Genomic DNA, 25,034 nt, shown 5'->3' on the forward strand with positions numbered 1-25,034 from the left:
GCCCTGACAGTGGCCCGACGGCATGGGGCAAGCGGCAGGGGTTGCTCCAGCGCAGCCCTTGGCGCCGGCCCACGGCGCAGAGGAGGGGAGGGCGAGCACCGCACCGAGAGAGTAGACGTCGCTCGCCACAGTCAGGCTCTCACCGCGGATCTGCTCCGGTGACATGAAGGGAGGCGAGCCGATCGCCACACCCGTACTCGTCAGGCCGCCGTCGACGGAGTCCGGAGCGCGCGCGATACCGAGGTCGACCACCTTCGGCCCGTCGATGGTCACCATGACGTTCGAAGGCTTCAGGTCCCGGTGGGCCAACCCGGCGGCGTGGATGCCGCCCAAGGCCCGACACACTCCTGATGCCAAGCCACGCACCGAATATTCCGGCAACGGCCCGGAGGCCGTCACCCCCGATCGGGCCGAGCGCCTGCGTCTTCCCGACGGTGGAGCCGGGTGAGGGCCGGCTCCGCGGGGTGCGCTTGCCTTGAGCGGGCAGCCCTGGAGCGAGGTCCGCGGTGGAAAGCGCGAGCGGGTCGGCGCGGGGGCGGCGCGGCCGTGAACGAGGCACTTTTCGAGAGGGTCGGCGAAGTCTGCGAACACCCCCGGCGTCCATGCCCATCTCGTGCGGTTGTGTGGTCGTCAGGTGAGCCGAGACCGACTCCGCGTTCGCTACGTCGTCATCGGACGGGAAGAGCCCCCTTCGGCAGGCCGAAGGGGGGCCGCGGTCCGGCCGGTGGGGGCGGGACCTGGCGGGGCCCGCCCCCGGTGTCGTGTCAGGCCACCTCGGCCCGGGGCGCGAGGTGGAAGGTACAGGGTCCGCCCGCGTGGGCGGCGAGTCCTCCCCCGGCGATGTCGAGGGACACGGTGGCGAGCGTCTCCCAGCGTTTGCCGAGCGCCGCGTCCGGCTGGGCGTGGCAGCACAGTTCCGCGCCCTCGTCCGCGTGGCAGGTGAGGGCCTCGACGAGGTCCTCACCGTTCGGTCGGGTGAGGGTCGCCGTGCGCTGCCGCAGGACCTCCATCCGCCGGTACGTGCCCGGGTCCTCGACTCCCATGGCCTCGCCACCGGCCAGCGCCCGCTCCACGAAGTGGTTGGTCCGCAGCAGGAAGCCGTCCTCCCGCGGGCGCAGCAGGGCCGAGCCGGCCGGGCTGAGTTCGATCGCCGCGGCGGTGCTCCGCCCGTGCGCGTGGTCGGCGAACGTCAGTGAGCTGGAGGCCGCCACCGGTGTGGCGGTGGCCAGTTCGACGGCCTCGGAGGTGCTTGTGCAGGTGTCGAGCACGTGTCGTGCCAGGACGTGTACCGGTATCCACGGGCCGGCCGGCGCGGGCGACTTGTCGGAGGTGTGGCCGAGGATGTTGAAGTGCAGGCCCAGACCCGCCGTGTTGACGCCGATCTTGCCGACGATGCCGAACTCCGTCACCGTGTGCACGACCCGGCCGTCCGGGTGCTCGATGGTCCAGACGAACCAGCCGTCGCGCATGCCGTCGTGCCAGTCCCAGGTCTGCGCGGTGACCGGCGGGCGTCCGTCGTGCGGCGCGTACACGAGCGTGGAGCACTCCGGGTGCTGCGCGCGGCCGAGGCGGCCGAGGATCTCCGTCCGGGCGTTGAGCGCGGCGATCCGCCACAGGGGAAGGCCCGCGCCGCTCGCCATGCCGTCGATCTCCTCGGCCAGGTCCGGGGCCCAGGCGCTGATGTGATCGAGGGCCCGCAGGCTCCAGTCGGTGACGTCCTCGGGCGCGGCGCCCGAGGCGGCGAACAGCCGGTCGTAGAAGGCGCTGACCTGTCCGATGCGCTCCGGGAAGGCCTTGCCCAGGCGCTGCCCGCGATCGCCGGGGGCCGCCTTGGCCGATCGGAAGACCGTAGGGGTGGTCACGATGTCTCCTCCATGGCGAGCGCCCGGCGCTCGTCCTGGCTCATGCGCCGCGGCTTCCAGCCGGGACCGGGCACGGATCGGCGCAGCATCCGGGTGTAGGGGTGCTGCGGGTCGTCGAGGATGCGGGCGGTGGGGCCGGATTCCACGATCCGGCCCTTGCGCATGACGATCGCGTCCTCGCTGATCTGCCGTACGACGGACAGGTCGTGGCTGATGAACAGGTAGGTGAGGCCGGTGCGTTCGCGGATGTCGGCCAGCAGGTTGAGGATCTGGGCCTGGATCGAGACGTCGAGGGCGGCGACCGCTTCGTCCAGGACCAGGACCTGGGGTTCCGCCGCCAGGGCGCGGGCGATGGCGACCCGCTGGCGCTGTCCGCCCGACAGCGCGGAGGGCAGCGCGCGCGATTGCCGCTCGTCGAGGCCGACGTCCTCCAGCAGGCGGGTGATCCGCTCCTCGCGTTCGCCGCGGGCGGGTTTGAAGTGCAGGTCGATGACCTCGCCCAGGGCGTCGCGCACCGTCCTGCGCCGGTTGAGGGATCCGTAGGGGTCCTGGAAGACCATCTGGATCTCGCGTCCGCGCCGGCGTCGTTCGGCCGTGCCGGCGCGTCCCGGTGTGCGGGGGCGGCCGAGGACGGTGATGCTGCCGGAGGTCGGGGTCTCCAGGCCGACCAGCATCCGGGCGACCGTGGACTTGCCGGAGCCCGACTCCCCCACGATGGCGAGCGCTCCTCCGGCCCGGACCCGGAAGCCGACGCCGTCCACGGCGGTGAAGTCGGTGTGGCCGCGGCCTTCGGGGCGCCGGACCCGGAAGACCTTGCGCAGGTCGGCCGCTTCGACGACGGGGGTGTGGTCAGGCATCGCGCACCTCCGTGCCGGAACGTCGCAGAACGGGCTCGATCTCTTCGCTGCGCAGGCACCTCACCCGTCCCCCGCCGGTCGACCGCAGGGCCGGGACGGTGGCCGTGCACCGCGGCTCGGCGTGGGGGCAGCGTGGGGCCAGGGCGCAGCCGGGGCCGACCTCGAAGGCCGAGATCGGCCGTCCGGGGATGACTTCCAGGCGGTCGGCGGCCTGGTCGATGCGCGGCCGGGAGTCCAGCAGGAGCCGGCTGTAGGGGTGTCTGGGGTGGTCTTCGAGCGCCTGCGGCTCGCTCTCCTCGACGATCGAGCCCGCGTACATGACCGCGATGCGGTCGCACACGGCGCCGGCCAGTTCCAGGTCGTGGGTGATGAACAGCATGGCGAGGCCGTGTTCGCGGCGCATCTCGTCGAGGATGCCCATCACCTCGGACTGGGTGGTCACGTCCAGGGCGGTGGTGGGCTCGTCCGCGAGGATCATCCGGGGGCGGACGGAGATCGCGGCCGCGATGACGACGCGTTGCAGCAGCCCGCCGGACAGTTCGTGCGGGTACTGGCGCATCCGGCGCGCGGCGTCGGGGATGCCGACGTCGGACAGGATGCCCTGGACGCGGGTGCGGGCCCGGCGGGGATTCTCCCGGTGGTTGGCGACCAGTGCCTCCACGAGGAAGTCGCCCACGCTCGACACGGGGTTGATGGCGGCGCGCGGGTCCTGGTGGATCACCGCGAGATCGTGGGAGCGCAGCCTGCGCAGCTCCTTGGCGGGCATGGACAGGACGTCGGTGCCGTCGAAGTCGATGCGCCCCGAGGTCTCGGCGCCGCGCGGGAGCACGCGCAGGATGGAGCGCACCGTCATCGACTTGCCGGAGCCGGATTCGCCGACCAGGCCGACGGCCTCGCCCGCGGCGACGTCGAGCGAGACGTCGTGCAGGACGGGGCGGCGCTCACCGTCGACGTCGAGCGTCACGTGGAGGGCGTCCAGACGCAGCAGCGGGTTCACGCGCGTCCTCCTGCCTTGCGTCCGCCGAGGCGTTCGCCCAGCACGCTGAACGCCGCGACGGTGATGACGATCATCAGGCCCGCGTAGAGGGACTGCTGGGGGAAGCCCTTGACCAGGGAGGCCTGGCCGCTGGAGACCATCAGGCCCCAGTCGGCCGTGGGCGGTTGGACGCCGAGTCCGAGGAAGGAGATCGCGGCGAGTTCGATCATGGCGGATCCGAAGTTGATGGTGGCTCCGGTGAGGATCTGGGGGGTGATGTTGGGCAGGATCTGCCGCACGCAGATGCCGAAGCCCGAGAAGCCCTGGATCTCTCCGGAGGCGATGTAGGGCTGCATGCGTTCGCGCAGGGAGACGCTGCGCAGCACGCGTGCGGTGTAGGGGGTGAAGCCCACCGCGAGCGCCAGGGACGCCTGGAGCAGTCCGCGGTCGTAGAGCGCGATCACGATGATGGCGAGCAGCAGGCTGGGGAAGGCGAACAGCAGGTCGAGCAGGCGGGAGACGAGGTCGTCGACGCGGCCGCCGAACCAGGCGGCGGTCAGGGCCAGGACGGTGCCGAGCACCGCGGTGACGGTGACGACGATGAACGGGCCCAGGAGGCTGGTCCGGGCGCCCCAGATCAGCCGCGAGAGCAGGTCGCGGCCGGAGTTGTCGGTACCGAGCAGGTGCTGCGCGCTGGGGGGCTGATAGGTGGCGGCGAGGTCGACCTGCAACGGGTCGTAGGGGGCGATCCAGGGGGCGAGGACCGCGATGGCGGCCAGCAGGGCGATGACGGCGGCGGCGATGGTGCCGGCGATTCCGACGCGCGCGACGAGGCGTCGGAGCGGGTTGCGGCGGCCGGTGGTGCGCGCGGTCGGGGCGTCCTCGGCCGCGGGGGTCGCGGTGGTGGCGCCAAGGGTGTTGACGTCGTCGCTCATGAGCGCTTCCCTCCGAGCTTGAACCGCGGGTCCAGCCATGCGTAGAGCACGTCGACGGCCAGGTTGACCAGGCCGAAGGCGGCCACCAGCGCGAGCGCGATGGCCTGGACGACGGCGAAGTCCTTCTGGTTGACCGCGTCGACCAGCGCGGAGCCGAGGCCGTCGAGGGCGAAGGCCTTCTCGACCACGGTGGCGCCGGCGATCAGGGCGGCGATGTTGACGCCGACGATCGTGGTCACCGGCAGGAGTGCGTTGCGCAGCACGTGCCGACGCACCACCAGGGAGCGCGGCAGTCCGCGGCCGACCGCGGTGGTGACGTGTTCGGAATCCTTCTCCTCGGTGATCGCGGTGCGGGTGATGCGGGCGACCACCGCGCCCGAGGGGATGGCGAGCGCGATCGCGGGCAGGGTGAGGTGCCAGAGCCGGTCCGTCAGGCCCTCGCCCGATCCGAACACGGGGAACCAGCCGAGTTGCACCGCGAACAGGTCCATGAGCAGCAGGGCGGCGAAGAAGGTGGGGACGGCGAAGCCCGTGCTGGTGACGATCAGCGCCACCGTGTCGAGCCGGCCGCCGCGCAGTCCGGAGACCACGCCGGCCAGCACGCCGAACACGACGATGAGCACGGCGGCGTACAGCGTGAGCAGCAGGGTGGAGCCGACCCGCGGGGCGAGCAGGCCGGCCACGTCCTGGCGGAACACCAGGGACTGGCCGAGGTCGCCGTGGAGCACTCCGGTGATCCAGTCCCAGTAGCGCACCGGGAGCGGGTCGTCGAGGTGGTACTGGGCGCGGATCGAGGCGAGGGTCTCGGGGCTGATCGAACGCCCCTGGGTGAGGAAGGTCTCCGGCCTGCCCGGTGCGAGGTAGAGCGCACCGAAGACGAGGAAGCTGGCGACGATCAGGGTCGCGGCCAGCCCGAGCAGGCGTCGGACGAGGAATCCGAGCATGGGCTGTTCCTGTGTGGGGGTCGCGGGGGCGCGGCCGGGCGTGGGCCGCGCCCCCGGGCGGAGCGTGGTGGAGGGGCAGCGGGTGAGGGGGGCGAGGGGTGGGGGGCGAGGGGGGGGTGAGGGTGGCGGGCGCCGCGTGCTACGTGATCACTTGGCCGAACCCACGGACGCGGCCCACGGGTAGTACAGGTAGACGAAGGACGCGGGTGCTCCGGTGATCCGGCTGTTCATGAACAGCCGGGTCGAGGGGGCGACCATGGGCAGCCACGGCGTCTTGGCCATGTACGTCGTCTCGATCCGGGCGGTGAGCTCGGCCCGCTTGGTGTCGTCGCTCTCCGAGGAGGCCTGGCCCACCAGCGCGGTGATCTCGGGGTCGGAGAACTTGTCGTAGTTCTCGGGGGATCCGGGGTCGATGCGGTTGCGCAGGAAAGCCAGCGGCTCGGCGACGTCGAAGTAGTTCGTGGTCATGAAGCCCGAGTAGCCCTTGCGGGCCTCGGCGTCGGAGAAGAAGGCGCCGTACCGTGCGCTCGGGACGCCCTTGGGCTGGACGTCCAGTCCGATCTTCTTACCGGCGCTCTGCACCTCGGCGAGGAGGTCCTCGTAGACGCGCCGCTCGCTGGGATAGGCGATGGTGATCGGCCCGCTGGGCCTTCCGGCCTCCTCGACCAGCTTCTTGGCGCCCTCGATGTCCACCGTGGTGGGCGGCAGCTTGTCGTAGGCGCTCTCGTACGCGGCGGCCCCGTAGGAGTAGCTGCCCGGGGGCACCACGGAGCGCAGGGGCGTGGCGGTGCCGGCGAAGACGGTCCTGCCGATGGCCTCGCGGTCGGTGGCCATCAGCAGGGCGGTGCGCAGCCGCGGGTCGGCGAAGGGGCCTTCGCCGGTGCCGATGACGGCCACCATCTGCATGGACCTGCCCAGGTAGAGGGTGCCGTTGGTGGCGTTGGACAGCTGGTCGACGGCGTCGGTCGGCACGTCGTAGGTGCCGTCGATCTCGCCGGTCTTCAGCGCGTTGGTGAGGGTGGCCGGGTCCGTGATGAAGCGGAAGTCGAACTCCTTGGCCTTCGCCTTGAGCGTCTGGTCCCAGTACGCGTCGTTGCGCGTCAGCCTGATCTGGGAGCCCTTCTCCCACGACTTGAGCTGGAAGGGGCCCGTACACATGACGCCCTTGTCCGGGGTGCCGAACCCGGTGCCGGCCTGCTGGGTGAACGCGGCCTGGGTGACGGCGCCCAGCGGGGTCGCCATGTAGTCGTTGATGACCACGTCCGGCGTCTTGAGGGTGACGGTGACCTGGAGGTCGCCGGTCTTCTCGACGCCCGCGATGTTGCCGGTGAGCATGTCCGCGGCCCAGAAGGAGCCCTCGGCGGGGTCCAGGTGGCGCTTGAGGCTGAAGACGACGTCGTCGGCCGTCATCTCCTGGCCGTCCCAGAACCGCACGCCCTTGCGCAGGTTGTACACCCAGGTGGTGGGCGTGGGGTGCTCCGCCGACTCGGCCAGTCCCGGGGTGACCGAGAAGTCGGGGTTGATCCGCATCAGGCTTTCGCAGAGGTTCGAGAGGACCTCGTTCTCCGGGTAGTTGTAGGACTTGAGGGGGTCCAGCGAGGTGGGCTCGCCGTAGGGAACGTTCCAGGTCACCCGGTCCACCTCGGCCCTGGCGGAGGGGGTGTCGACGCGTGTTCCCGCGCCCGCGCCCTGGTCGGCGCTCGATGACTGCGCCGGGTTTCCGCACCCGGCCAGCGAGATCACGCTCGCGATCGCGACGGCGACAAACGCTCTCTTGCGCACTTCCGGTCCTTCCTGGCCTGTCCCCGGGCATGCGGCGGCGCCACGATGGGCGCACGTGGGGGTCCGCATCCAGCGGGAGTGGACAACTCAGACCGGTAGACTCACCTACCAAAACGTTTTGGTCAATCGTTTTGGTGGTATCTTTTTGCCAACATCCGGAAAGGCTGGACAACGCGTGATGGCTCCGTCGGGGAGAGTGACGATCCGCGACGTGGCGCGGGCGGCCGGTGTGTCGGCGACCACCGTCTCGCACGTGCTCAACGGAAAGGGCGCGGTGGCGGCGGCGACGCGCGAGCGCATCCTGCGCACCGCCGCCGAACTGCGCTACCAGGCCAACCCCATCGCCCAGAGTCTGCGCGGCGGCCGCACGGGGGTGATCGCGCTGGCCATCCGCCCGCTGGACGCCATCGGCTACACCCTGCAGGGCGTGGACTACTTCGTGCGGCTGGCCGGAGCCGCCGCGACCTCGGCGCTCGACCACGGCTTCGGACTCATGCTCGTCCCCGACCTCACGCGCCGGTCCGTCCCCGCCGCCATGAACCTGGACGGCGGTATCGTCGTCGACCCGTTCGTCGGCGACCCGGTCCTGGCCGAACTCCTCGACCGGGGGCTGCCCGTGGTCTCCACCGGCCGCGACCCCGCCCGCCCCGAACACATCTGGTGGACCGACACGGACAACCGCGCCGAGACCCGGCGCGTACTCGACCTGCTCTTCGAACGCGGCGCCCGCCGGATCGCCGTCGTCGCGGGCACGGACGACAACGCCTGGAACCACGACACGGTCGAGGCCTACCTGTCATGGGCCCACGAACACGGCCAGGAACCGATCCTGGAACGGGTCCCCGAAAAACGCGGCGAGACGGCCGGCGCCGAGATCGGCACACTGCTGCTGTCCCGCCCCAACCCCCCGGACGCCGTCTTCGCCAGCACCGGCCGCCACGCCGCCAGCATCGCCCGCACCGCGATCGCCCTCGGCTGGGACATTCCCGGCCGCCTCCTCATCGCCGCGGGATCGGACAGCGAACAGACCCGGTTCGCCTCCCCCGCCATCACCGCCCTCGACCTCTCCCCCGAGGCCACCGGCCGACTCGCCATGGAACTCCTGCTCCAACGCCTCGCCGGCGAGCCGGGATCGGCAGCACCGAGGATCGTGCCCGCGACCCTGCACGAACGCCAGTCCACCGCCCGCCCGCACTGACCACCACCCCCGCCCCTCCCACGCAACCGGCCACCGCCGCGGATCCACCCGTCCTCACGCAGGGAATGTCGTCGGGAAGGCGGCGGGGCGCCGCTGACGGGGCCGCAGCGTCGGCCGGCCGTCGGCCGGGTGCACCGCCGGTCGACTCCGGGGGCGGCCGACAACCGCCACGACCAGGACCGGCCCGGCCGCGGTCCCGGCCGCGCCCGCCGCACGAGCGGATCGGTGCGGCCGGACGGGACACGCGGAGCCCGGCACGAGGCAGCGTAGCGAACGCGTGCCACTGCCCGCCGCTGTCCCCGTCGACACCCCCATCGGGGCCACGGCCGGACCGCGGGTGCGGGTGCGAGCGCGGGCCGTGAAGGCAGCCCTGCTCCCGCGAACAGGGGCACCCATCCGGTACGACAGCCCAGCGCAGGGGCACCGGACGCGGCCCGCGCCGGGTACCGGGCGCCGGATGCCCCGGCGGGCGCGCGGGGCGGGCCGGGCCCCGGGCCGGAGGCCTCCCGGCGGGATCCTCCCGACCCGCCCGGGGTCGGCCCGCGCAGCTCGCCGAGCACGGAGTGGAGCGGCCTGGGCGGCCGGTGGCATTGCCGGGCAGTGACTTGCGGGGGCCTGGCGAAGGCCGGGAGTTGGTCACCCCGCCGGGTGACCAACTCCCGGCTGCCGCCATTCCGATCAACGGCAGTCCCGAAGAGGGGGTACCGGTGTTCCCTGCCAGTCGGCTAGAAGAGGCCGGCGCGCATGTGTTGCGTGAGGTTCTCCAGGACCTCGCGCAGCCACGGTCTGCGGGCGGCCGGCAACCGGACCAGCGTGTGCTGGAAGGTTCCCCAGTCGGCTCGGAACAGGTGATGGGGACGCGGCACGGGCGGGTCGTCGCGGAGAACACCGTCAGGCATGGTTCCTGACACGGGGAGGAGGAGGTGTGGCTCGGGGAAGGCCATCCACATCCACACCCCGAACGGCAGCGGCACCGAGCAGGCCGATGCCACCGGGCCGGCCGGGCTCCAGAGTTCCCCCGTCTGCGGGTGGGTCGGCACGATGACCATGTCGGCATCCGTAGCGGGGGCGGGCAGTCCGGGTCCGGCCAGGACGGCGCGCCGCGCCGGCTGGACCGCGGGCAGCAGGGCGTCGAGGGCACGTTGGAACACTTCCGCGATCAGACCGTGCGGGACGGTCACCGGCCGGCCGTCCGAGGCGGCCAGCAGGTGGGCCAGCGCCCGGCCGGCTGCCGCTTCCCACAGCGGGTTCCATGACCACCAGTGGTCCAGCCCGAGCCTCGAGCCCCATCTCGTGATCGGCACGCTCGGGGGTGTGGCCTTCCCCTCCACCAATAGTTCCGCCCAGGAGAGGATCGCGATGTCGGCGGCGTCGACGGGCACGCGGTGCACGGCGTCCGGCGCGAGCCAGACCGCCTGCCAGAGCGAGCAGTCGTCGATGCGGTTCGCCACGGGCAGGCCGCATGCCTCGCAAGCCATGTTGGGGCCGTCACCCCAGTCGAGGCCACAGCAGTAGCCGCCGGCTCGCTCCGGAACGAGCACGGTGCCGCAGGTGTCCCCCGGTGCGATGACGATGGTGCCGGACGGGCCCTCGGACAAGGCGTGGACCGGACCGTAGATGCCCCGCGCTGCCGCCTCGTCCGGATCGGTCTCCTCCCACCTCCGCCACGGGTGCCCCCAGGGCTCTGGTTCCACGGCGAACGTGCCCCGCTCCATGAGAACCGGGAGCTGAATCCCGTTCCCGTACCTCTGATGGGCGTGGGCCGGCAGCTCTACCCGGGACAGCGGCTCGGTCAGTCTGGCGCCACACCCAGCACACACAAAGACGAACACATGTCCTCCGCTGCAGAGACGCGGGGATCATCGCAGCTCCACGACGGACCGGCCAACGCGTTTTTGATCCGCCGCGCGGGATGCGGGCAGGGCGCGCCAGGCATCGACGGCGAGGAGGACATCCCGCCGCTGGCCGATACTCCCCGTACTACTATCGGACCCGCCTTCCACAGTCCGGGCGACGGGCTCGATCACGTTTTCTGGGGGATGAGAGATGGCCGTCGACTTCGACCTGCCGCTGGACGACACCGAGGAGGCAGCCGAACTCGCCGCCACGCTCACCGACCTCGGCAACGACGGCTTCCTGCGTACGGTGGTCCGCGAGGGCTTCACCGTGCATCACCGGTCCACCGGCGCCCTGCTCGGGTCCCCGCCGGACAAGCGGGACGCATCCGGCTCCAGCCTCCTGCTGCGCGCGCTGCACCTGTGCTTCTGCGCCCACCTGCCGCTGAGCCTCTCCCCCGACCTGCTGTGGTACACGGTGGTCCACGAGGTCGCCACCCATGTCCGGCTGAACAGTGACACCTATGCCGAACTCTTCACCGACACCCCGGGTGAGAAGCAGCTCATCACCGTCCGCGACGACTCGCTGCTGCACGAACCCGACTGGCAACAGTCACTCCACTTGATCCAGCGGCCTCTCCGGGAGCGGATCGGCGACGATGTCGCGGACCTTCTCCAGCCGACGTTCTCCACCACCACGCCCGTGGACGCCTCCGCGACCCTGGTCGCGCTGATGGACGTGATCAGCCCCTACTACGACTTCCGCTGGCATTCGCTCTGCGGCATTCCCCGGATTCGGCTGGAGGGCACCGCCCAGGACTGGCATCGGCTGACCGTCCGGGTCCGCGAGCTGGAGGGACGGTTCGCGGGTCTGCGGCCGTGGCTGCGGAACCTGCGACCGGTGCTCGCCACCATCGCCGCCACGGCCTCCGGCGAGCCGGTCGACCAGGACTTCTGGCGGTCGATCTACAAGTGGCGGTCCGCCTCCGGCGGCGCGCGGGTCACCGGCTGGATCACCGCCTTCTTCGCCCACGACTACGTCGCCGACGGCCCACAGCCGGCCATCGGCGACGTCATCCACGACGGCCGGTTCCCGTCCCACCTCTCCCGTGTCCCGTACAGGTGGCAGCGGCCGGACGGGATCCGCTCGATGGTCTTCCTCGGCGGAGTACTCGGCATCGAACGCGACGGCGACTGGATCCGCCCGCGTCTGGGTTTCGCCGTCCTCGAACTCACCGACCGCCCTCTGCCCGAGTCCTGGACCATCACCGACATCAACGCCTTCACCGGCCGCACGAACGCCACCCTCCTCCCCACCGACCAGTTGACCGCCATCTCCGCGGACTTCAGCCACCAGCTGTCCGCCACCCGGGCGATCTCCTTCGGCGACCACGCCGTGGTGGAAGCCGACGGCCTCTGGTATCCGGGCCACCTCTCCGAACCGGAGTTCATCGCGACGCGCCCTTCCGGCAGCGACCTCGGCTCCGCCCTCCGGGCGCTCCCGCGCTGACAACGACTGTCCCTCGGCGGGTCTTGGCACCCGCCCGTCAACTGTCCTCCCCACAGCCGTGCGGGGGATTTCCCGCCATCGCCGACACCAGCAGAGAGCAGCAGGCCGAGCAGCGTCCGAAAGACGTCACAGCCCGCCTGAAGGAGCGACCGCCGAATCCCCCGGGCGCGGCGCCAGTGGAAAACCGCACGCGACCGCGACCTCGTGGCGCTCAGCACCCGCTGTTGTCGCGGACGACCGTGCGGCCGGGGTCGTCCGCGTCGGGGCAGGCCCGGCCGGCGGTACCGAGGACGGTGCGCCCCCGCGCGGCACCAGCCTCGTAGACCTGGAAGTCGGGCCGGTCCAGGGCTTGGAGAGCGCCCTCCAGCGGGTAGTCGTGGCCCTGTTCCCACACCAGGTCCTGGCCGGCCTGGCCCCGGATCGCCACCGCCCGACCGGGGAAGGCCCGCTCCAGCGCGCGCCGGGCATCGTCGAGGCTGCCGACGCCCCCGACGGTCCGCGCCGGGCGGGGGCGGGTGTCCGGTGGGGGGGTCAGCCGACCACCGGCAGGTCCAGTGTCGAGGCCCGCCCGTCACCGTGGCCGATCAGGTAGGCGGCCCGCCCGTCGGCCGGGAGCAGTTCGAAGGAGTCGGGGTTGGCGGCCGCGACGCTCAGGCGGATCCGGTCGCCCGCGCGGAACAGCGCCGAGACCGGCTGCAGGTCGATCAGCACCCGCTGGGCGCGGCCCTGCGGGAAGGGCGCGGAGTCGGCGGCGGCGTAGGTGCGGGGCGTGCGCAGCCGGCGCCAGTCGGGGTTGTCGTCCCGGTCGGCCACAGCCCGTTCGGTGAGGGCGAGTTGGCCTTCGGTGAGGTAGGTGATACGGCCGTCGGGGGCGACGTGCTCCAGATAGACGTGCAACGCGCCGCGCTCGGAGCCGGCCAGGCCGGTGACGTCGAGGGTGACCTTGCCGTTGCCGGTGACCCGGGTGTCCTCGGTCAGCGGGGCGGTGGTGTAGCTGAGCAGCTTGGCGTCCACGGCGGCGCGGTCGGGGTAGCTGACCTGCTCGCCGCCGAGGTTGGTGTTCCAGCGGTCGAACGCCCCGGTGCCGGCGCTCGGGTCGAGGACCAGCCGGTCGGTGCCGGCGCGGTCCGGGCGGCGGCGGTCGAGGGTGTGGTCCTGGCCGAGGTGGAGCCGGCGGGTGCGGGTGCCGGCCACCGGCCAGCGGTCGGTGGTGCGCCAGGTGCCCTCGTTGAAGGTGTAGTAGTGCACCCGGCGGCGGCCGTCCGGGCGGGCTCCGTCGCGCACGTAGTGGTCGAAGAAGGCCACGACGCGCTGTTCGTTGTCGTGGCGTTCGGCGCTGGTGAGCTCGCGAGCCGGGCGGAACGGGTCGGCGAACCAGGTCGCGCTGTGGTTCCACGGGCCGATCCAGTCGTCCTGGGTGTTGGACAGGGCGCTGAACTGGGAGAGCACGCCGTTGGCGGTACCCGCGTCGAGCCAGCCCGCCATGGTGAACACCGGCACGCCGCCCGCCTCGATGGCCTCGGTGCGTTCGGCGACACTGCCAGTCTTCCACGCCTTGAGCCCGTCCCGGTAGTCACGGTGGGTACCGGCGCGCGCCATCTCGACCTGGTTGACGTTGCCGACATGCTCGGCCCGCGCGGCGGCCAGCAGCGCGGGACCGTCCGGGCCGTCCACCGGACGCGGGGTGACACCGCGCAGGCCCGCGAGGTCGCACAGCTCGCGGGTCTGCTCGTCGCTCTCGCACGTGGTACCACCGGTCCCGTCGAGGACGCGCAGCAGCAACGCGTACGGTCCGAGCCGGGGTTCGATGAGCACGCCGCCCGGGCGCACCAGGTCCTCGTAGATGTCGAAGTCGTAGGAGATCGGCGCGGCGGCGGCGATGTGGTGGTTGCCGAGGGAGGCCGCGAGCATGGCGGTGTCGCCGCCGTAGGAGTCGCCGGTGGTGCCGACCCGACCGTTGGACCACGGCTGGGCGGCGATCCAGTCACTGAGCGGGCCGGCGTCGGCGGCGGCCTCGTCGCTGGGCTCGGAGGTCAGGGTCCCGAAAGAGGCACCCGTACCACGCAGGTCGGCGGTGACATAGGCGTAACCGCGGGCGGTCCAGCGGCGAGCGGCTTCAGTGATGCCGCCGCTGTCGCCGGCCTGCGCGCGGGCACGCCAGTAACGCTGCACGGACAGCACGGTCGGCAGAGCAGCGCCGGGGGCCGTACCGGCGGGGACGTAGACATCGACGGCGATACGCACACCGTCCGGCATGGTGACATACCGCGACTGGAGTTGAGGATCCGCACCCTCCCGCGACACGCCACCACCAGCGGCCGCGGCGGCCGCCGCGGCGGGGCCGGGGACGGCGGCGAGCGTGAGCGCGGCGGCCGCCGCGAGCACCACGGCGCGCCGGCGGCGAGGCGGCGCGACGGCAGACGTGGCAGTGGGTGTGGCGGTGGGTGTGGCGGTGGGTGTGGCGGTGGCACCGCTGGTCCGGTGCACGGTACGACGATTCATCCGATGGCCTGGCCTCTCCTGATACGACGGAGTTCCTGGCTCGTCCCCCTCGACTCGATAGGACCACGGACCGGCGACGAGCCGCCATGGCCACCACCCCCGGAAGAACCCTGACACAGCACGGGCTCCCTCAGGGTTCTCCCTGAGTCCGGCCCCCCGGCTCCGGATCCGGCCAGGCGGTGAAGCCCGCCACGCCATCGGAGCGACATCACCGCAACCGGACCACCGGATGACGGAAGCCGGATCACCGGAGCCGGATGACGGGAGCCGGACGGCCCCGGCGGGTGCCGTCCAGCCGTCGGTGGTGAAGCCGCCGAGAAGGCCGGGCGCGTTCGACCGTGAGGTGTGCCGGGTGATCCGGCGGTCGCCGTGCCGGTGGATCACCGCCGGCCCGGCCGTCGCCAGAAACCGACCACGCCGGTGCCGCCCTCAACACCGAACCGCTCGTGGCACGCCTGCGGCCCGGTCACGGCACCGGCAAGGCGGCTCTCGTGGGCGTTGTACTCGCTATCGCCCGACAAGTAATCTCGACCGATTGGCAGATGACTCCGATCGGCGGCCCGCAGCGTCAGCGTGTTCAGCAGTACGTCTCGATCTATGCGATGCCAACGCCGGTCACACTCCGTTGAGACGGGTCGGTGGTGCAGGGGTGTCCCAGGCCTGCCCCAACCCCAGGACGGCCCGGGGCCGACCCGCGGGCCGTCCGAGAGCCGGCACGACACCGTGTCAGAACCCGGACCGGGGGTGGTGTGTCAGTGCCCCGCGTCCGTGTCCGGGGCGGCGGGGTCGTGGGTGATGAGGTCTCCGGGCTGGCAGTCCAGGGCCGCACAGAGCTTCGACAGGGTCGAGAAACGGATGGCCTTGGCCCTGTCGTTCTTGAGGACGGACAGGTTGACGACCGTGATACCGACCTGCGCGGACAGCTCGGTCAACGTCATGCCGCGCTCGGCCAGGAGACGGTCCAGGTGGATACGGATCGCATGGGGTTCCTCTTCAGGCATCAGATCGTCCCTTCGAGGTCCTCCCGCATACGCACACCCTCACGCATGATCCGCCCCATGACCACCGCGGCCAGGCCCGCGAGGACCAGCACCAGCGGACCGGAGAGCGCCGGCCCGGCCCCGACGATCGGCGCCATGCTCCCCACGAGCCAGGACTGCGACCAGCCCGCGACGAGCCCGGCCACCACCGCACCCACCGTGACGAACCAGCCCACAACGGTCAACAGCCGCGCAACCTCGACGGTGAACGGCCCACGGGACAGTACCGCCTTCATGAGCCGGGAGAACAACAGCAGCGCCATCGCGCCGAACAGCAGCCAGGGCAGTTCACCCCCGAGGTCGGCGGCGCGCTGCCCCACCGACGGATTCCCCTGGCACAGACGCGAGGCACTGCTGGCCGCGTCCACACCCTCACGCACCGGCAGGTCACCGGCCAGTGAGGCATTGGCCCAGAAGCCCGTCTGCACGCACACCGCCCCGTCGTCGAGCATGCGCACGGCCCCCGTCCCGAGGAACGCCAGCCCGCACAGCACCGCCAGCACGAACGTCACCGACGCCAGCACCTTCGTCAGCCGTGTGTCCAACTCCACCCTCCACACATCGATTTTCGATATGGTCAACGCTACTCGACCATATCGATAATCGACAAGCCCGGTCAGGGACCTGCGGGCACACCGCGGCCGGCGAGCGGCGCGGGGAGGTCGGTATCGTCTGCACCCGGCACGACCCGCACGAGGAGGCACCCACCGATGACCGGCTATCCGAACCCCGACACCGACGCGTGGGCCGCCGACCTGCGGGGCTTCGCCGAACGGATCGTGAACAGCCTCGGCGGCGACCCGCAGTGGCTGCGCACCAACCCCGACTGGGCGATCGGACTGCTCGACCGGGAGATCGCCGAGGGCTTCGACCCGACGGCCATGGACGAGGACGAACAGCACCGGTTCCGGGCCATGCTCATGGCCGTCACCGGCGAGTTCCTCATCCACACCCACGGCGCGCACTGGGCATGGCTGCCCGACGACACGTCACCGCTGGGCGGACGCTGGGTGGTCACCGGATTCGCCCACCCCCTCGGCCACGCGACCCGCCCCGTGGACATCGGACGGATCGCCAACGACGCTTTGTCCCTCCGCCAGGTCCAGGTGATCGACCTGATCAGCACCGCCGAACACGAGGCCGGCCTGCCCGCGACCACCTGACACCCGCCGCAACGCCGCCGGTCAGCAGGGGACGGCCTGGGCGCCGATCAGCCCTTGTCCGGTGGCGGACGCCCACCGCCAGGTGGGCGCCAGGTCGTCGAGGAGAACGGCGGCAGTCAGGGAGTTTCCGGCCGACGCGTGCCGGGAGCGGGGCCCGGTGGGGGCGGGCCCCGCCGTGGGTGGGTCAGCCGATGCCCGTGGCCGAGAGGGCGGTGGTCCAGTTGGTGCGGATGGCGTTGCGGGCGGCGGCCAGGGTGATGACGCCGCCGCAGACGGCGTTCTTCATCTTGGTCTCCACGCCGTCCTTGGTGGAGGAGTTCTTGGTGCCGTAGTGCGGCTCGGGCCACAGGTTGCCCGGGTCGCGGGGGGCTCCGCCGAGTTCGAGGGGGACGAGGTGGTCCTCCTCGTAGTCGGCCATGTTGGTGTCGCTGTAGCCGTAGTCGACGATGCCCTGGGCCTTGAGCGGGTTGGTGTAGGACGTCGGCGGGCGGACCGTGGCGGTCCAGCCCGCCACACATATCGTCGAGCCGATGGTGGCCTGGGTGACGGCGCCGTTGTACGAACCGGGCGTACAGCGCGGGTCGGGCAGCGGCAGGTAGGACTGCGAGCAGGTGGCGGCGTGCGCACTGCCCGTGCCGGCGACGAGCGCCGCGCCGGCCAGGGCGACCGCCGCGGTGGCGGAGACGAGACGTTGACGGGTCATCATGGGGCGTCTTCCCTTCGAGCCTGCGACCGGCCCCGCATATCGGGGATGTGCCCATGACAGCACCGGGCCGGGGCCGTCCGGCACCCACCGCGAGATGAACAACGGTCAACCGGCGCACGCGCGGACGGACCCCGGCCGGTCCGTCCCGGGGATGAGCCGCCGTTCCCACCGCAGACGGATGACCGCCCCGCTCGCCCCGGCGAAGCTTGAGCGGACACCACCGCCGCCCGGCAGCCCGCAGGCCCCACAGGAGACCCCGTGCGCGAACAGCCCGCAACATGCCGCGTCACCGTCCACCTGCCCACCGACCTCGCCGAATGGCTCCACTGCTTCGCCGAGATCTCCCACCAGACCGACGACGACGTGGTCCGACGGCTCGTCGAGGCCGAGCGGGCCCGCGTCGAGGCGAACTGGGATCGGCCGGGGCCGGAGGAGGCCTGACCGCGCACCGCCGAGGTGGTGGGGGCGGCCGGTTACGGCGTGGTGGGGGCGCTGTCGCCGCGGGTCCGGACGGCGGCGCCCAGCCGCCACGCCTCGATGTCGCGGTACCGGATCGGCCCCGGACCGCGGCCGATGTTGCTGCCGACGAGGTGCAGGCGTTCGGCCGACCATGTCCGGCCCGCGAAGGCGGCGAGGCCCGCCGCGAGGCCCGGCACGCTGGTGGGATCGTCGCGGCGGGCGCGGGCCAGCGTCAGGTGGGGGTGGAGCGCGCGGTCCCTGAAGCCGATCCCGCAGGACCTGACCTGCTCCCGGACGTCGGCGGCGAGGGTGTGCAGTCCCTCCAGGTCCCCGTCGATCCCGCTCCACAGCAGACGCTGGTCGAAGTGGCCGCCGCCCCGCAGGCGCAGGGCCGGGGCGGGGTGCGACGCGGCGGTGCCGGCCAGCACGGACCGCAGCGGCGGCACGGCCGTGGAGGGCAGCTCGCCGAGGAAGGCCAGCGTGATGTGCCAGTCCTCGATGCGGTTCCACCGCAGCCCCGGGTACGCGGCGTAGGCGGGCTGCAGGGCCCGGGCCAGTTCGTCCTTGGCGTCGTCGGGCGGGGCCAGTGCCACGAAGACACGGAGGGTCGGGGGCTCGGGACCATCGTTCACGAGGGGAGGCTAGCCGAGGGCCGGCCGCCCCCGCGCGGGCGGGGCCAACGGGCGCGGCCGGCGGGCCCCGGCGCCGGTCCGGGTCAGGGCAGCAGCGTGTTGTCCGCCAGCACGCCGCCCTGCAGCCCTGCCTGGCCCTGCGGGGCCACCCCCGTGGTGCACCCGCCGCCCAGGAGTATCCGCCGCCCGTTCGTGCCCTGGCCCACTGAAGCCGCACCCGCCGGGTGCGCCGCGAGTGCCGGACGGCCGCGCAGCACCCGCGGCTGCCTGACTTCGCCGCCGGTAGCAGCTCAGGTTGTTGTTCACCGGAGCCCGGTGCACATGGGTGTCCGGCTCGTCCGGGCGCACGGCCGCCCGGGACGAGGGATCACCGCGGGCCGGAGCGGAAGGCCCGGCGGTAGGCCCCTGGTGTGGTGCCGAGGGTGCCGAGGAAGCGCCTGCGGAGATTGGTGGCGGAGGACAGTCCGACGCGGCGGGCCACGGTGTCCACCGGGAGATCGGAGGACTCCAGCAGTTCCCGGGCCGCCGCGATGCGCTGGGCGAGCAGCCAACGCCCCGGGCTGGTGCCGAGCTGCTCGACGAAGCGCCGGGCCAGGGTGCGGGCGGAGCAGCCGGCCCGGGCGGCCAGGTCCTCGACGGCCAGCGGTTCGTCGAGCCTGGTGGTCGCCCACTCGAGGAGCGGCGCGAGCGAACCGTCGATGTGGGCGGGGTGGGGCGGCGCGGCGTACTGCCGTTGCCCGCCCTCGCGGTGCGGCGGCATGACCATGTTCCGGGCCACCTGTGCGGCGTACCCGGCGCCCTGGTCGACGCGCACCAGGTGCAGGCACAGATCGATCCCGGCTCCGGAACCCGCACTGGTGGCCACGTCGCCGTGGTCCACGTACAGCACGTCGGGGTCGAGGCGGACGGCCGGGAAGCGCGCGGCGAAGTCGCTCGCCAGCGCCCAGTGCGTGGTCGCCGAGCGGCCGTCGAGCAGGCCGGCGTGGGCCAGGGCGAAGGCACCGGAGCAGATGCTGATCACACGTGCGCCGCGCTGGTGCGCGCTCCGCAGGGCCTCCACGACGGCGGGCGACGGGGGCTCGCCGATGGGAAGCCAGCCCGGGACGACCACGGTGTCCGCCCGGCCGAGGGCGTCCAGCCCCTCGGTGACGAGCAGGTCATAGCCGGCGCGCGTGGCGACCGGGCCCGGCTGCTCGGCGCACACGCCGAACGCGTACCGGGTGGCCAGCCCGCCCCGTTCGATGCCGAACACCTCGGCGGCGCAGGCGAGTTCGAAGGTCGACTGCGGCGCATGGACGAGTGCCGCGACACGGTGCATGGCAGAAAAGTACCGCAGGACGTCAATCCCGACACTGGGCGGGGCGGCGGCCGTCGACGAGGCTTGTCCCATGTCAACGGACGCACGGCGAACGGCACAGGTGACACAGACGGCGGACGTGACCGCGCGCATGGGCGGGCAGGTGCCCGGCTACGCGTGGGCGGCCGTCCAGGACGCGCCCACGCGCGAGCTCTTCCCCGGCATCCGGGCGCGGCCGCTGTGGAGCGGCGACGGCGGCGCGAAGGCGCACGTGCTGGAGATGGACCCGCACACCTGCTGGGAGGGTGTCGACGTCCACGACCCCGGGCCGGAGGAGGTCTTCGTGGTCTCCGGCGTCTTCAACGACGGCGAGCGGGACTATCCCGCGGGATCATTCATCCACGCACCCGCCGGGTCGTCGCACGTCCCGCAGACGACGGAGGGCTGCACGCTCTTCGTCTTCTACCCCGAGGGGTAGCCCGCCCACGGCCCGGACGGCCCGGACGTCTCGACGGTGGGGTGGTGAGGAGGTGGTTCGGGAAGGGGCTGAAGGAAAGGGTCGACCCCGACGGCGTGGCCGGGGCGCCGTCGGGGTCGGGGGTAGGGGGCGGCCTGCGCTTCGGTCAGGGAGGCGTCGGCGGCCCGGGCGGGGCGGGGCCCGCCCGGGTGGTCAGCTGAACCGGAAGAGGGCGGTGTGGGTGGTGCCGTCGGTCAGACCCAGGGTGAACAGCCGGCAGGTCCCGGCGTAGGAGGACGAGGTCTTCCAGACGAAGGTGTAGGTGTCACCGGCCGGGTCGTAGCGCAGGGCGCTGCCGCCCGCGGTGACGGCGGGCGCGGGCGGGTCGAGCGGGGCGCCGGTGACGCAGTCGACGTTCCGTGCGGTGGGGTAGCCGCGGGCGATGACGTCCGGGCCGCGGTCGCCGCCGAGGCTGAACTTCATCGGGAACGCCCGGCCGGCGTGGCCCTGGTTGACGGCGGGCGGGTCGGCGACCGGCGGTTGGAACCCGCCGAAGGGGTACTCGTAGGTGTACCGGGCGGCGACACCGGTGGCGCTGCTGCCGGCGGGGGTGGTCACCGTGACGTCCACGGTGCCGCCGACGCCTGCGGGTACGGTCGCCTTGACGGTGAAGTCGTCGACGACGGTGACGCCGGTGGCCGGCACGGTGCCGAACCGGACCGACCTCGCACCCGCCAGGTGGGTACCGGTGATCGTGACGGTGCCGCCGCCCGCCGCCGGACCGTGACCGGCCCGCACCCCGGTGACGGTGGGCGCGACGGTGGCCGTGGCCACGGCGTAGGGGCTGCTCCCGGTGGCGGCGGTGCCGGTAACGGTGTTACCGGCGGTTTCGATCACCGACACCGTGTTGGAGCGGCTGTTGGTCACATAGACGGCGCCGCCGGCCGGATCGGCCATCACACCGACGGGCGTCCCACCGACGTCGACCGTGCCCGTGACGGTGCCGGCCACGGTGTCGATCACCGACACCGTATTGGCGTTCTGGTTCGTCACATAGGCGTGCGCGCCGTCCGGGGCGACCGACACTCCCCCGGGACCGGACCCGGTGGGGATGGTGCCGGTGATGGTGTTGGTGGCCGTGTCGATCACCGAGACGTTGCCGCTGTTGAAGTTCGCGGCGTAGGCGCGGGAGCCGTCCGGGGAGACCGCAACCGCCATCGGCATCCGGGCGTTCGCGCCCGCGATCGTGGCGCTGAGCGTACGGGCGGCCGTGTCGATCACCGAGACCGTGCCGCCGATCAGGTTGGCGACGTAGGCGCGCGTCCCGTCGGGGGTCACGGCGATGCCGAAGGGCTGGCTGCCGACCAGGACGGTCGCGGTGACCGTCCGGGTCGCGGTGTCGATGACGTCCACGCCGCCGGTGCCCGGGCTGACGTAGTGGCCGACGTAGGCGCGGGTGCCGTCGGGCGAGAACGCCACCGGTCCGGGCAGCCGGCCGACGGGGACGGTCGCGGCGACCGTGTTGGCGGCGGTGTCGATCACGGACACCGTGCTGCTGCCGTTGTTGACGACATAGGCCTGGGAGCCGTCCGGGGAGACCGCCACCCCCTGGGGCCCGGTGCCGACCGGGACGGTCGCGACGGCCGTGCCGGTCGACGGGTCGAACGCCGTCACCGAGCTCGACCGCAGGTTGGCGATGTAGACCAGCCGGTGCGCGGGGGCCGGGTCGGCCAGGTGCGCCCGGTCGGCCTGGTCGGCGGCGTGGGCCGACGACACCGGTACGACCGCGCCCAGGGCGCCGAGCGCGCCGGCCACCGAGGCGGCCAGTGCCCGGCGCCGTAACCGTCGAAGGCGGCCCGGGGATCCGGTCCGTCCACTGGGGACCACTGTCATGCCATCCACCTCTCTGCACGACGGCGCGGGGCGGGCGGGGCAGACCCTGGTCACAGCAGGCCGCCACCCTCCGGTCGGCGTGCGCATCCTCTGACGGCGAACCCGGCCGGCCGCCGGGCCACCCCGGGAAGCTTGACCGCCCGCGCCGGACCGCACCAGGGCGCGCGTGGACGGCGTGACGCGCGCCGGGCGCACGACTGCTCCGTGCCTGTGCTCCCCGCCCGGCCCGCCATGCCGGGCCTCCGCCGACGCGGGCTACGCTGGGACCGCTGATTCCTCCGACGACGGTGAAGTGACCGGCATGCGGCTGACGAAGGCACAGGACCGCGCGCTGAATCCGCGAAGGGCCGACGGATACGGACCGAGGCTGATTCCGAACGCTCGGGACCGGGCCCTCCAAGAGGTCATGCGGGCCGCTTCCGGCCCCGGTCGACTGGCGGAGGTCCTCCCCCTCATGCATCCCGACGCCTCGGAGATTCTCGGGGCGTTCGCCGGGCGGATGGCCACGCTGGCTGTGCGCACCCAGGACGTGCGGGCCGCCCGCGACGGGCTGGCGGCCGTGCAACTGGCGATGGCCACCACCCAGGATGCCCGCGAGGTCATCCCCTACATGGCACTCCTGTACCGGGCGCTGGAGCTCATCGGCGCAGATCCCGCAGCGGAGTTCCGCACGGCCCACCAACCGCTTCCCGTCGCCCTGTCCCACGACCTCCCCGGGTTCGCCGCGAGGGACCCGGAGATCCGGTCGCTGCGGAGCATGCTGTACCACGAGGAGGGCGAAGGAGCCGACTTCCGGTTCGTTCGCGACCGGTAGCGAGATTCTCGGGCCTCGAACGGCGCGTGGGCTACGGCTTGAGTGCCAGCTCGCACCGGTACCAGGTGCCCGGCTCACCGCCGAGGTCGGCGGGGTCCGCGGGGCCGGCCGGGACGAACCCGGCCTTGGTCAGCACCTTCCGGGACGCGGCATTGGCGTGGGTGGTGGCGGCCCGCAGTGTGCGCAGCCCGTGCCGTTCCGCCGCCAGCCGGCACAACTCCCGGACGGTCGCGGTCGCCACGCCACGGCCGGCGACGTGCTGCGCGACCCGGTAGCCGAGGCCGGCGGCGCCGTCCTCGAGGTCGTACAGGTTGAACCGGCCGAGCACCGCGCCGTCCTCGGCGACCAGCACGTAGAAGGCGCAGATGCCGGCCTCCTGCTCGGCCAGCAGGGCGCTGTACCGGTCCGCGAAGTGCTCGTAGAACTCGTCGCCCCGGTCGGGAACGGAGACGGCGAAGTAGGCACGGTTCGCCAGCTCGAAGGCCAGCACGGCCGGGGCAAGGCCGGCGTTCAACTGCTTCAGCTCGGGCACGGCGCAACTCTATCCGGACGGCGCGCCGGGGCGACCGGGGTTTCCATCGACGGCAGACCGCCCCGCACCGGGGCGTGGGCGGTGCCGGGGCCGGTCGGATGTGCGGCCGGCGTCGGCACCGCCCTCTCCGGGTGCGGGGTCAGCTCACGCAGGTGACGATGACCTGCCAGTAGCCGGGCGAGATCACCTCGTTCTCCTGGCCGCACTGGGCGTCGGTGTACCCGGCGGCGTGGGCGGCGGCCCAGGCGCGGGGGGCGGCGACGGCCGGGTTGGGGCCGTAGGCCTTGAAGTACCTGATCGTGGTGGCCGACGCGCTGGTGGCGGTACCGGCGAGGCCCAGCAGGGCCGCCGTGGTGAGGGCGACGGCGGCTGTGCGGCGGGGAAGCGAACCCATGGCTGTGCTCCACTTTCTCTGGTGGATCGAGGGGAGTCCGGGCACGTGCGGTGTGATGGCAAGCAGGGACTGTAGCAACGGAGGTGAAGGGCCGACAGGTGCGCGACAACTGCCATCGATCGGGAATCGTGAGCGAACGCCCGCGATGCGGCGGTCAGGCTCCGGAGGACTCGCGCACCGTCAGGTCCGGCAGCAGGTCCAGGTGGTGCACCGGCAGGGCGCTCCCGGTGGCGGTCAGCCGTCGTACCAGGAGGTCCACCGCGGCGGCGCCGACGGCGCGCTTGGGCGGGGCCACGGCGGTCAGCGGCGGGGCGCCGAGGGCGGCGAACACGTCGTCGTAGGCGACCAGGGCGAGGTCCTCGGGGACCCGTACCCCCCTGGTCCGCAGCAGCGGCAGCAGCTGCAGGGCGTCCTGGTCGTTGTGCACGAGTGCGGCCCCGACCCCGTCGGCGACCGCCTCGGCGAGCCGGTGGGCGACGTCGTCGACGCCGGCGGCCGGGGTGCGGACGTCGACGACGGGTTCGGCGGGCAGGTCGAGCGTGCGGCAGGCCTCGGCGTAGCCCAGGCGGACCTGGTGGGCCGTCCAGGTGTCGGTGCGGGCCGCCAGCGCCACCCGGCGGTGGCCGAGGGCGACGAGATGGCACAGGGCGAGCAGGACGCCGTGCCGGTGGTCGGAGCCGACCGCGTCGAGGGCGGCGGCGGGGCTGCCGGGGGCCGGGCGGCGTTCCAGCAGGACGGCGGGGACCGGGAGTTCGGCCAGCCAGACGTGGTCCTCGGGACGGTCGGCGGCGGTCCAGTTCGGGGCGAGCAGCAGGCCCTGGACACCGGAGGCGAGGAGCTGGTCGACCTGGACGCGGTCGGCGCTGGCCTCGTACGAGGAGATGCCGAGGACCAGGTGGACGCCGGCCTCGGCGGCGGCGGTGCGCGCGCCGGCGATCACCTCGTCGAAGTACTGCACGACGGCAGGGACGAGCAGGCCCAGGGTGGGGGCCTCGGCGGGGCGGACCGGTTCGGGGGCGGGGGTGGCCGTGGGGCCGCCGAACGAGACGGAGCCGTGCGTGCGGCGCAGCAGACCGGCGTCGGCGAGGGTCGCGACGTCCCGGCGGACGGTGACGGCGGGCAGGCCCAGCCGCTCGGCGAGGTCCACCACCCGGACGGTGCCCAGGCCGCGCACCGTGTCGAGGATGCGGGCACGACGATCGTCCGCCGGGATCGGCATGGCACTCCCTGTCGGTGGACCGGTCTG

General features: G+C 72.8%; 26 protein-coding genes. 6 read left to right on the forward strand and 20 right to left on the reverse strand.

Going from position 1 to position 25,034, the window contains the following annotated elements; genetic code table 11:
- The 7 genes from ACFVUH_RS16650 to ACFVUH_RS16680 form a co-directional block, all read right to left on the reverse strand.
- Nucleotides 1–591, reverse strand: a 591-nt coding sequence (locus ACFVUH_RS16650) for a protein kinase (RefSeq protein WP_387914182.1), incomplete at its 3' end; no start/stop codon positions are given.
- Nucleotides 592–764: 173 nt separating this feature from the next.
- Nucleotides 765–1,862, reverse strand: a complete 1,098-nt coding sequence (locus ACFVUH_RS16655) for a C45 family autoproteolytic acyltransferase/hydolase (RefSeq protein ID WP_387913907.1) — start codon at nucleotides 1,860–1,862, stop codon at nucleotides 765–767.
- Nucleotides 1,859–2,719 (reverse strand): ATP-binding cassette domain-containing protein, encoded by an 861-nt coding sequence (locus ACFVUH_RS16660; protein ID WP_355363628.1) that lies wholly within the window; start codon nucleotides 2,717–2,719, stop codon nucleotides 1,859–1,861. The genes ACFVUH_RS16655 and ACFVUH_RS16660 overlap by 4 nt, the downstream gene beginning before the upstream one ends.
- A complete protein-coding gene (locus tag ACFVUH_RS16665) occupies nucleotides 2,712–3,716 on the reverse strand; it encodes an ABC transporter ATP-binding protein (RefSeq protein ID WP_387913908.1) in 1,005 nt (334 codons plus the stop codon). The genes ACFVUH_RS16660 and ACFVUH_RS16665 overlap by 8 nt, the downstream gene beginning before the upstream one ends.
- Nucleotides 3,713–4,630 (reverse strand): ABC transporter permease, encoded by a 918-nt coding sequence (locus tag ACFVUH_RS16670; RefSeq protein ID WP_355363624.1) that lies wholly within the window; start codon nucleotides 4,628–4,630, stop codon nucleotides 3,713–3,715. The genes ACFVUH_RS16665 and ACFVUH_RS16670 overlap by 4 nt, the downstream gene beginning before the upstream one ends.
- Nucleotides 4,627–5,574 carry an ABC transporter permease gene (locus ACFVUH_RS16675; protein WP_355363622.1) on the reverse strand — a complete coding sequence of 316 codons (948 nt, stop codon included), beginning with the start codon at nucleotides 5,572–5,574 and terminating at the stop codon, nucleotides 4,627–4,629. The genes ACFVUH_RS16670 and ACFVUH_RS16675 overlap by 4 nt, the downstream gene beginning before the upstream one ends.
- A 147-nt stretch (nucleotides 5,575–5,721) precedes the next feature.
- Complete coding sequence (locus tag ACFVUH_RS16680) at nucleotides 5,722–7,356, reverse strand: ABC transporter substrate-binding protein (protein ID WP_355363620.1); 1,635 nt, start codon at nucleotides 7,354–7,356, stop codon at nucleotides 5,722–5,724.
- A 196-nt stretch (nucleotides 7,357–7,552) separates the two neighbouring features.
- Here ACFVUH_RS16680 and ACFVUH_RS16685 point away from each other — a divergent pair, with 196 nt between their 5' ends.
- On the forward strand, nucleotides 7,553–8,554 hold the full coding sequence (locus ACFVUH_RS16685; RefSeq protein WP_387913910.1) for a LacI family DNA-binding transcriptional regulator: 1,002 nt from the start codon (nucleotides 7,553–7,555) through the stop codon (nucleotides 8,552–8,554).
- Between the two features lie 725 nt (nucleotides 8,555–9,279).
- On the opposite strand, the gene ACFVUH_RS16690 is transcribed toward ACFVUH_RS16685, so the two are convergent.
- Entirely contained in the window at nucleotides 9,280–10,386 is a 1,107-nt protein-coding gene (locus tag ACFVUH_RS16690) for a hypothetical protein (protein WP_387913911.1), read from the reverse strand.
- A 214-nt stretch (nucleotides 10,387–10,600) separates the two neighbouring features.
- Between ACFVUH_RS16690 and ACFVUH_RS16695 the strand changes: the two genes are divergently transcribed.
- Nucleotides 10,601–11,899 carry a DUF4419 domain-containing protein gene (locus ACFVUH_RS16695; RefSeq protein ID WP_387913912.1) on the forward strand — a complete coding sequence of 433 codons (1,299 nt, stop codon included), beginning with the start codon at nucleotides 10,601–10,603 and terminating at the stop codon, nucleotides 11,897–11,899.
- Between the two features lie 211 nt (nucleotides 11,900–12,110).
- On the opposite strand, the gene ACFVUH_RS16700 is transcribed toward ACFVUH_RS16695, so the two are convergent.
- The 4 genes from ACFVUH_RS16700 to ACFVUH_RS16715 all read right to left on the reverse strand — a co-directional run bounded on the left by ACFVUH_RS16700 (nucleotide 12,111) and on the right by ACFVUH_RS16715 (nucleotide 15,986).
- On the reverse strand, nucleotides 12,111–12,326 hold the full coding sequence (locus ACFVUH_RS16700; protein ID WP_387913913.1) for a hypothetical protein: 216 nt from the start codon (nucleotides 12,324–12,326) through the stop codon (nucleotides 12,111–12,113).
- 104 nt (nucleotides 12,327–12,430) lie between these two features.
- On the reverse strand, nucleotides 12,431–14,386 hold the full coding sequence (locus ACFVUH_RS16705) for a CocE/NonD family hydrolase (protein WP_387913914.1): 1,956 nt from the start codon (nucleotides 14,384–14,386) through the stop codon (nucleotides 12,431–12,433).
- Nucleotides 14,387–15,153: 767 nt separating this feature from the next.
- On the reverse strand, nucleotides 15,154–15,402 hold the full coding sequence (locus ACFVUH_RS16710; RefSeq protein ID WP_355363610.1) for a helix-turn-helix transcriptional regulator: 249 nt from the start codon (nucleotides 15,400–15,402) through the stop codon (nucleotides 15,154–15,156).
- A complete protein-coding gene (locus tag ACFVUH_RS16715) occupies nucleotides 15,402–15,986 on the reverse strand; it encodes a DUF2975 domain-containing protein (protein WP_387913916.1) in 585 nt (194 codons plus the stop codon). The genes ACFVUH_RS16710 and ACFVUH_RS16715 overlap by 1 nt, the downstream gene beginning before the upstream one ends.
- 165 nt (nucleotides 15,987–16,151) lie before the next feature.
- Between ACFVUH_RS16715 and ACFVUH_RS16720 the strand changes: the two genes are divergently transcribed.
- On the forward strand, nucleotides 16,152–16,604 hold the full coding sequence (locus ACFVUH_RS16720) for a hypothetical protein (protein WP_387913917.1): 453 nt from the start codon (nucleotides 16,152–16,154) through the stop codon (nucleotides 16,602–16,604).
- A 184-nt stretch (nucleotides 16,605–16,788) separates the two neighbouring features.
- Here the strand turns inward: ACFVUH_RS16720 and ACFVUH_RS16725 are convergent, their stop codons facing one another.
- Nucleotides 16,789–17,310, reverse strand: a complete 522-nt coding sequence (locus tag ACFVUH_RS16725) for a hypothetical protein (RefSeq protein ID WP_387913918.1) — start codon at nucleotides 17,308–17,310, stop codon at nucleotides 16,789–16,791.
- Between the two features lie 258 nt (nucleotides 17,311–17,568).
- On the opposite strand from ACFVUH_RS16725, the gene ACFVUH_RS16730 reads away from it, so the two are divergent.
- Entirely contained in the window at nucleotides 17,569–17,751 is a 183-nt protein-coding gene (locus ACFVUH_RS16730; protein ID WP_387913920.1) for a hypothetical protein, read from the forward strand.
- A 32-nt stretch (nucleotides 17,752–17,783) separates the two neighbouring features.
- Here ACFVUH_RS16730 and thpR read toward each other — a convergent pair whose 3' ends face one another.
- From thpR to ACFVUH_RS16745, 3 genes are all read right to left on the reverse strand, one after another.
- A complete protein-coding gene (thpR, locus tag ACFVUH_RS16735; RefSeq protein ID WP_387913921.1) occupies nucleotides 17,784–18,401 on the reverse strand; it encodes an RNA 2',3'-cyclic phosphodiesterase in 618 nt (205 codons plus the stop codon).
- Between the two features lie 83 nt (nucleotides 18,402–18,484).
- A complete protein-coding gene (locus ACFVUH_RS16740) occupies nucleotides 18,485–18,607 on the reverse strand; it encodes a hypothetical protein (protein ID WP_387913923.1) in 123 nt (40 codons plus the stop codon).
- A gap of 161 nt (nucleotides 18,608–18,768) precedes the next feature.
- Nucleotides 18,769–19,719 (reverse strand): helix-turn-helix domain-containing protein, encoded by a 951-nt coding sequence (locus ACFVUH_RS16745; RefSeq protein WP_387913925.1) that lies wholly within the window; start codon nucleotides 19,717–19,719, stop codon nucleotides 18,769–18,771.
- A gap of 130 nt (nucleotides 19,720–19,849) precedes the next feature.
- Here ACFVUH_RS16745 and ACFVUH_RS16750 point away from each other — a divergent pair, with 130 nt between their 5' ends.
- On the forward strand, nucleotides 19,850–20,176 hold the full coding sequence (locus ACFVUH_RS16750) for a cupin domain-containing protein (protein ID WP_355363648.1): 327 nt from the start codon (nucleotides 19,850–19,852) through the stop codon (nucleotides 20,174–20,176).
- A gap of 192 nt (nucleotides 20,177–20,368) precedes the next feature.
- Here the strand turns inward: ACFVUH_RS16750 and ACFVUH_RS16755 are convergent, their stop codons facing one another.
- On the reverse strand, nucleotides 20,369–22,048 hold the full coding sequence (locus ACFVUH_RS16755; protein WP_387913926.1) for a PxKF domain-containing protein: 1,680 nt from the start codon (nucleotides 22,046–22,048) through the stop codon (nucleotides 20,369–20,371).
- 301 nt (nucleotides 22,049–22,349) lie between these two features.
- Between ACFVUH_RS16755 and ACFVUH_RS16760 the strand changes: the two genes are divergently transcribed.
- Nucleotides 22,350–22,862, forward strand: coding sequence for a hypothetical protein (locus tag ACFVUH_RS16760; RefSeq protein WP_387913928.1), 513 nt, complete (start codon nucleotides 22,350–22,352; stop codon nucleotides 22,860–22,862).
- A 31-nt stretch (nucleotides 22,863–22,893) separates the two neighbouring features.
- Here the strand turns inward: ACFVUH_RS16760 and ACFVUH_RS16765 are convergent, their stop codons facing one another.
- The 3 genes from ACFVUH_RS16765 to ACFVUH_RS16775 all read right to left on the reverse strand — a co-directional run bounded on the left by ACFVUH_RS16765 (nucleotide 22,894) and on the right by ACFVUH_RS16775 (nucleotide 25,007).
- On the reverse strand, nucleotides 22,894–23,394 hold the full coding sequence (locus ACFVUH_RS16765; RefSeq protein WP_387913930.1) for a GNAT family N-acetyltransferase: 501 nt from the start codon (nucleotides 23,392–23,394) through the stop codon (nucleotides 22,894–22,896).
- 139 nt (nucleotides 23,395–23,533) lie between these two features.
- Nucleotides 23,534–23,788 (reverse strand): hypothetical protein, encoded by a 255-nt coding sequence (locus ACFVUH_RS16770; RefSeq protein WP_355363529.1) that lies wholly within the window; start codon nucleotides 23,786–23,788, stop codon nucleotides 23,534–23,536.
- Nucleotides 23,789–23,942: 154 nt separating this feature from the next.
- Nucleotides 23,943–25,007, reverse strand: a complete 1,065-nt coding sequence (locus ACFVUH_RS16775; protein WP_355363527.1) for a substrate-binding domain-containing protein — start codon at nucleotides 25,005–25,007, stop codon at nucleotides 23,943–23,945.
- Nucleotides 25,008–25,034 lie beyond the last annotated feature (27 nt).

Source organism: Kitasatospora sp. NPDC058032, assembly GCF_042885845.1.
In the GTDB taxonomy this organism is placed as follows: Bacteria; Actinomycetota; Actinomycetes; order Streptomycetales; family Streptomycetaceae; genus Kitasatospora.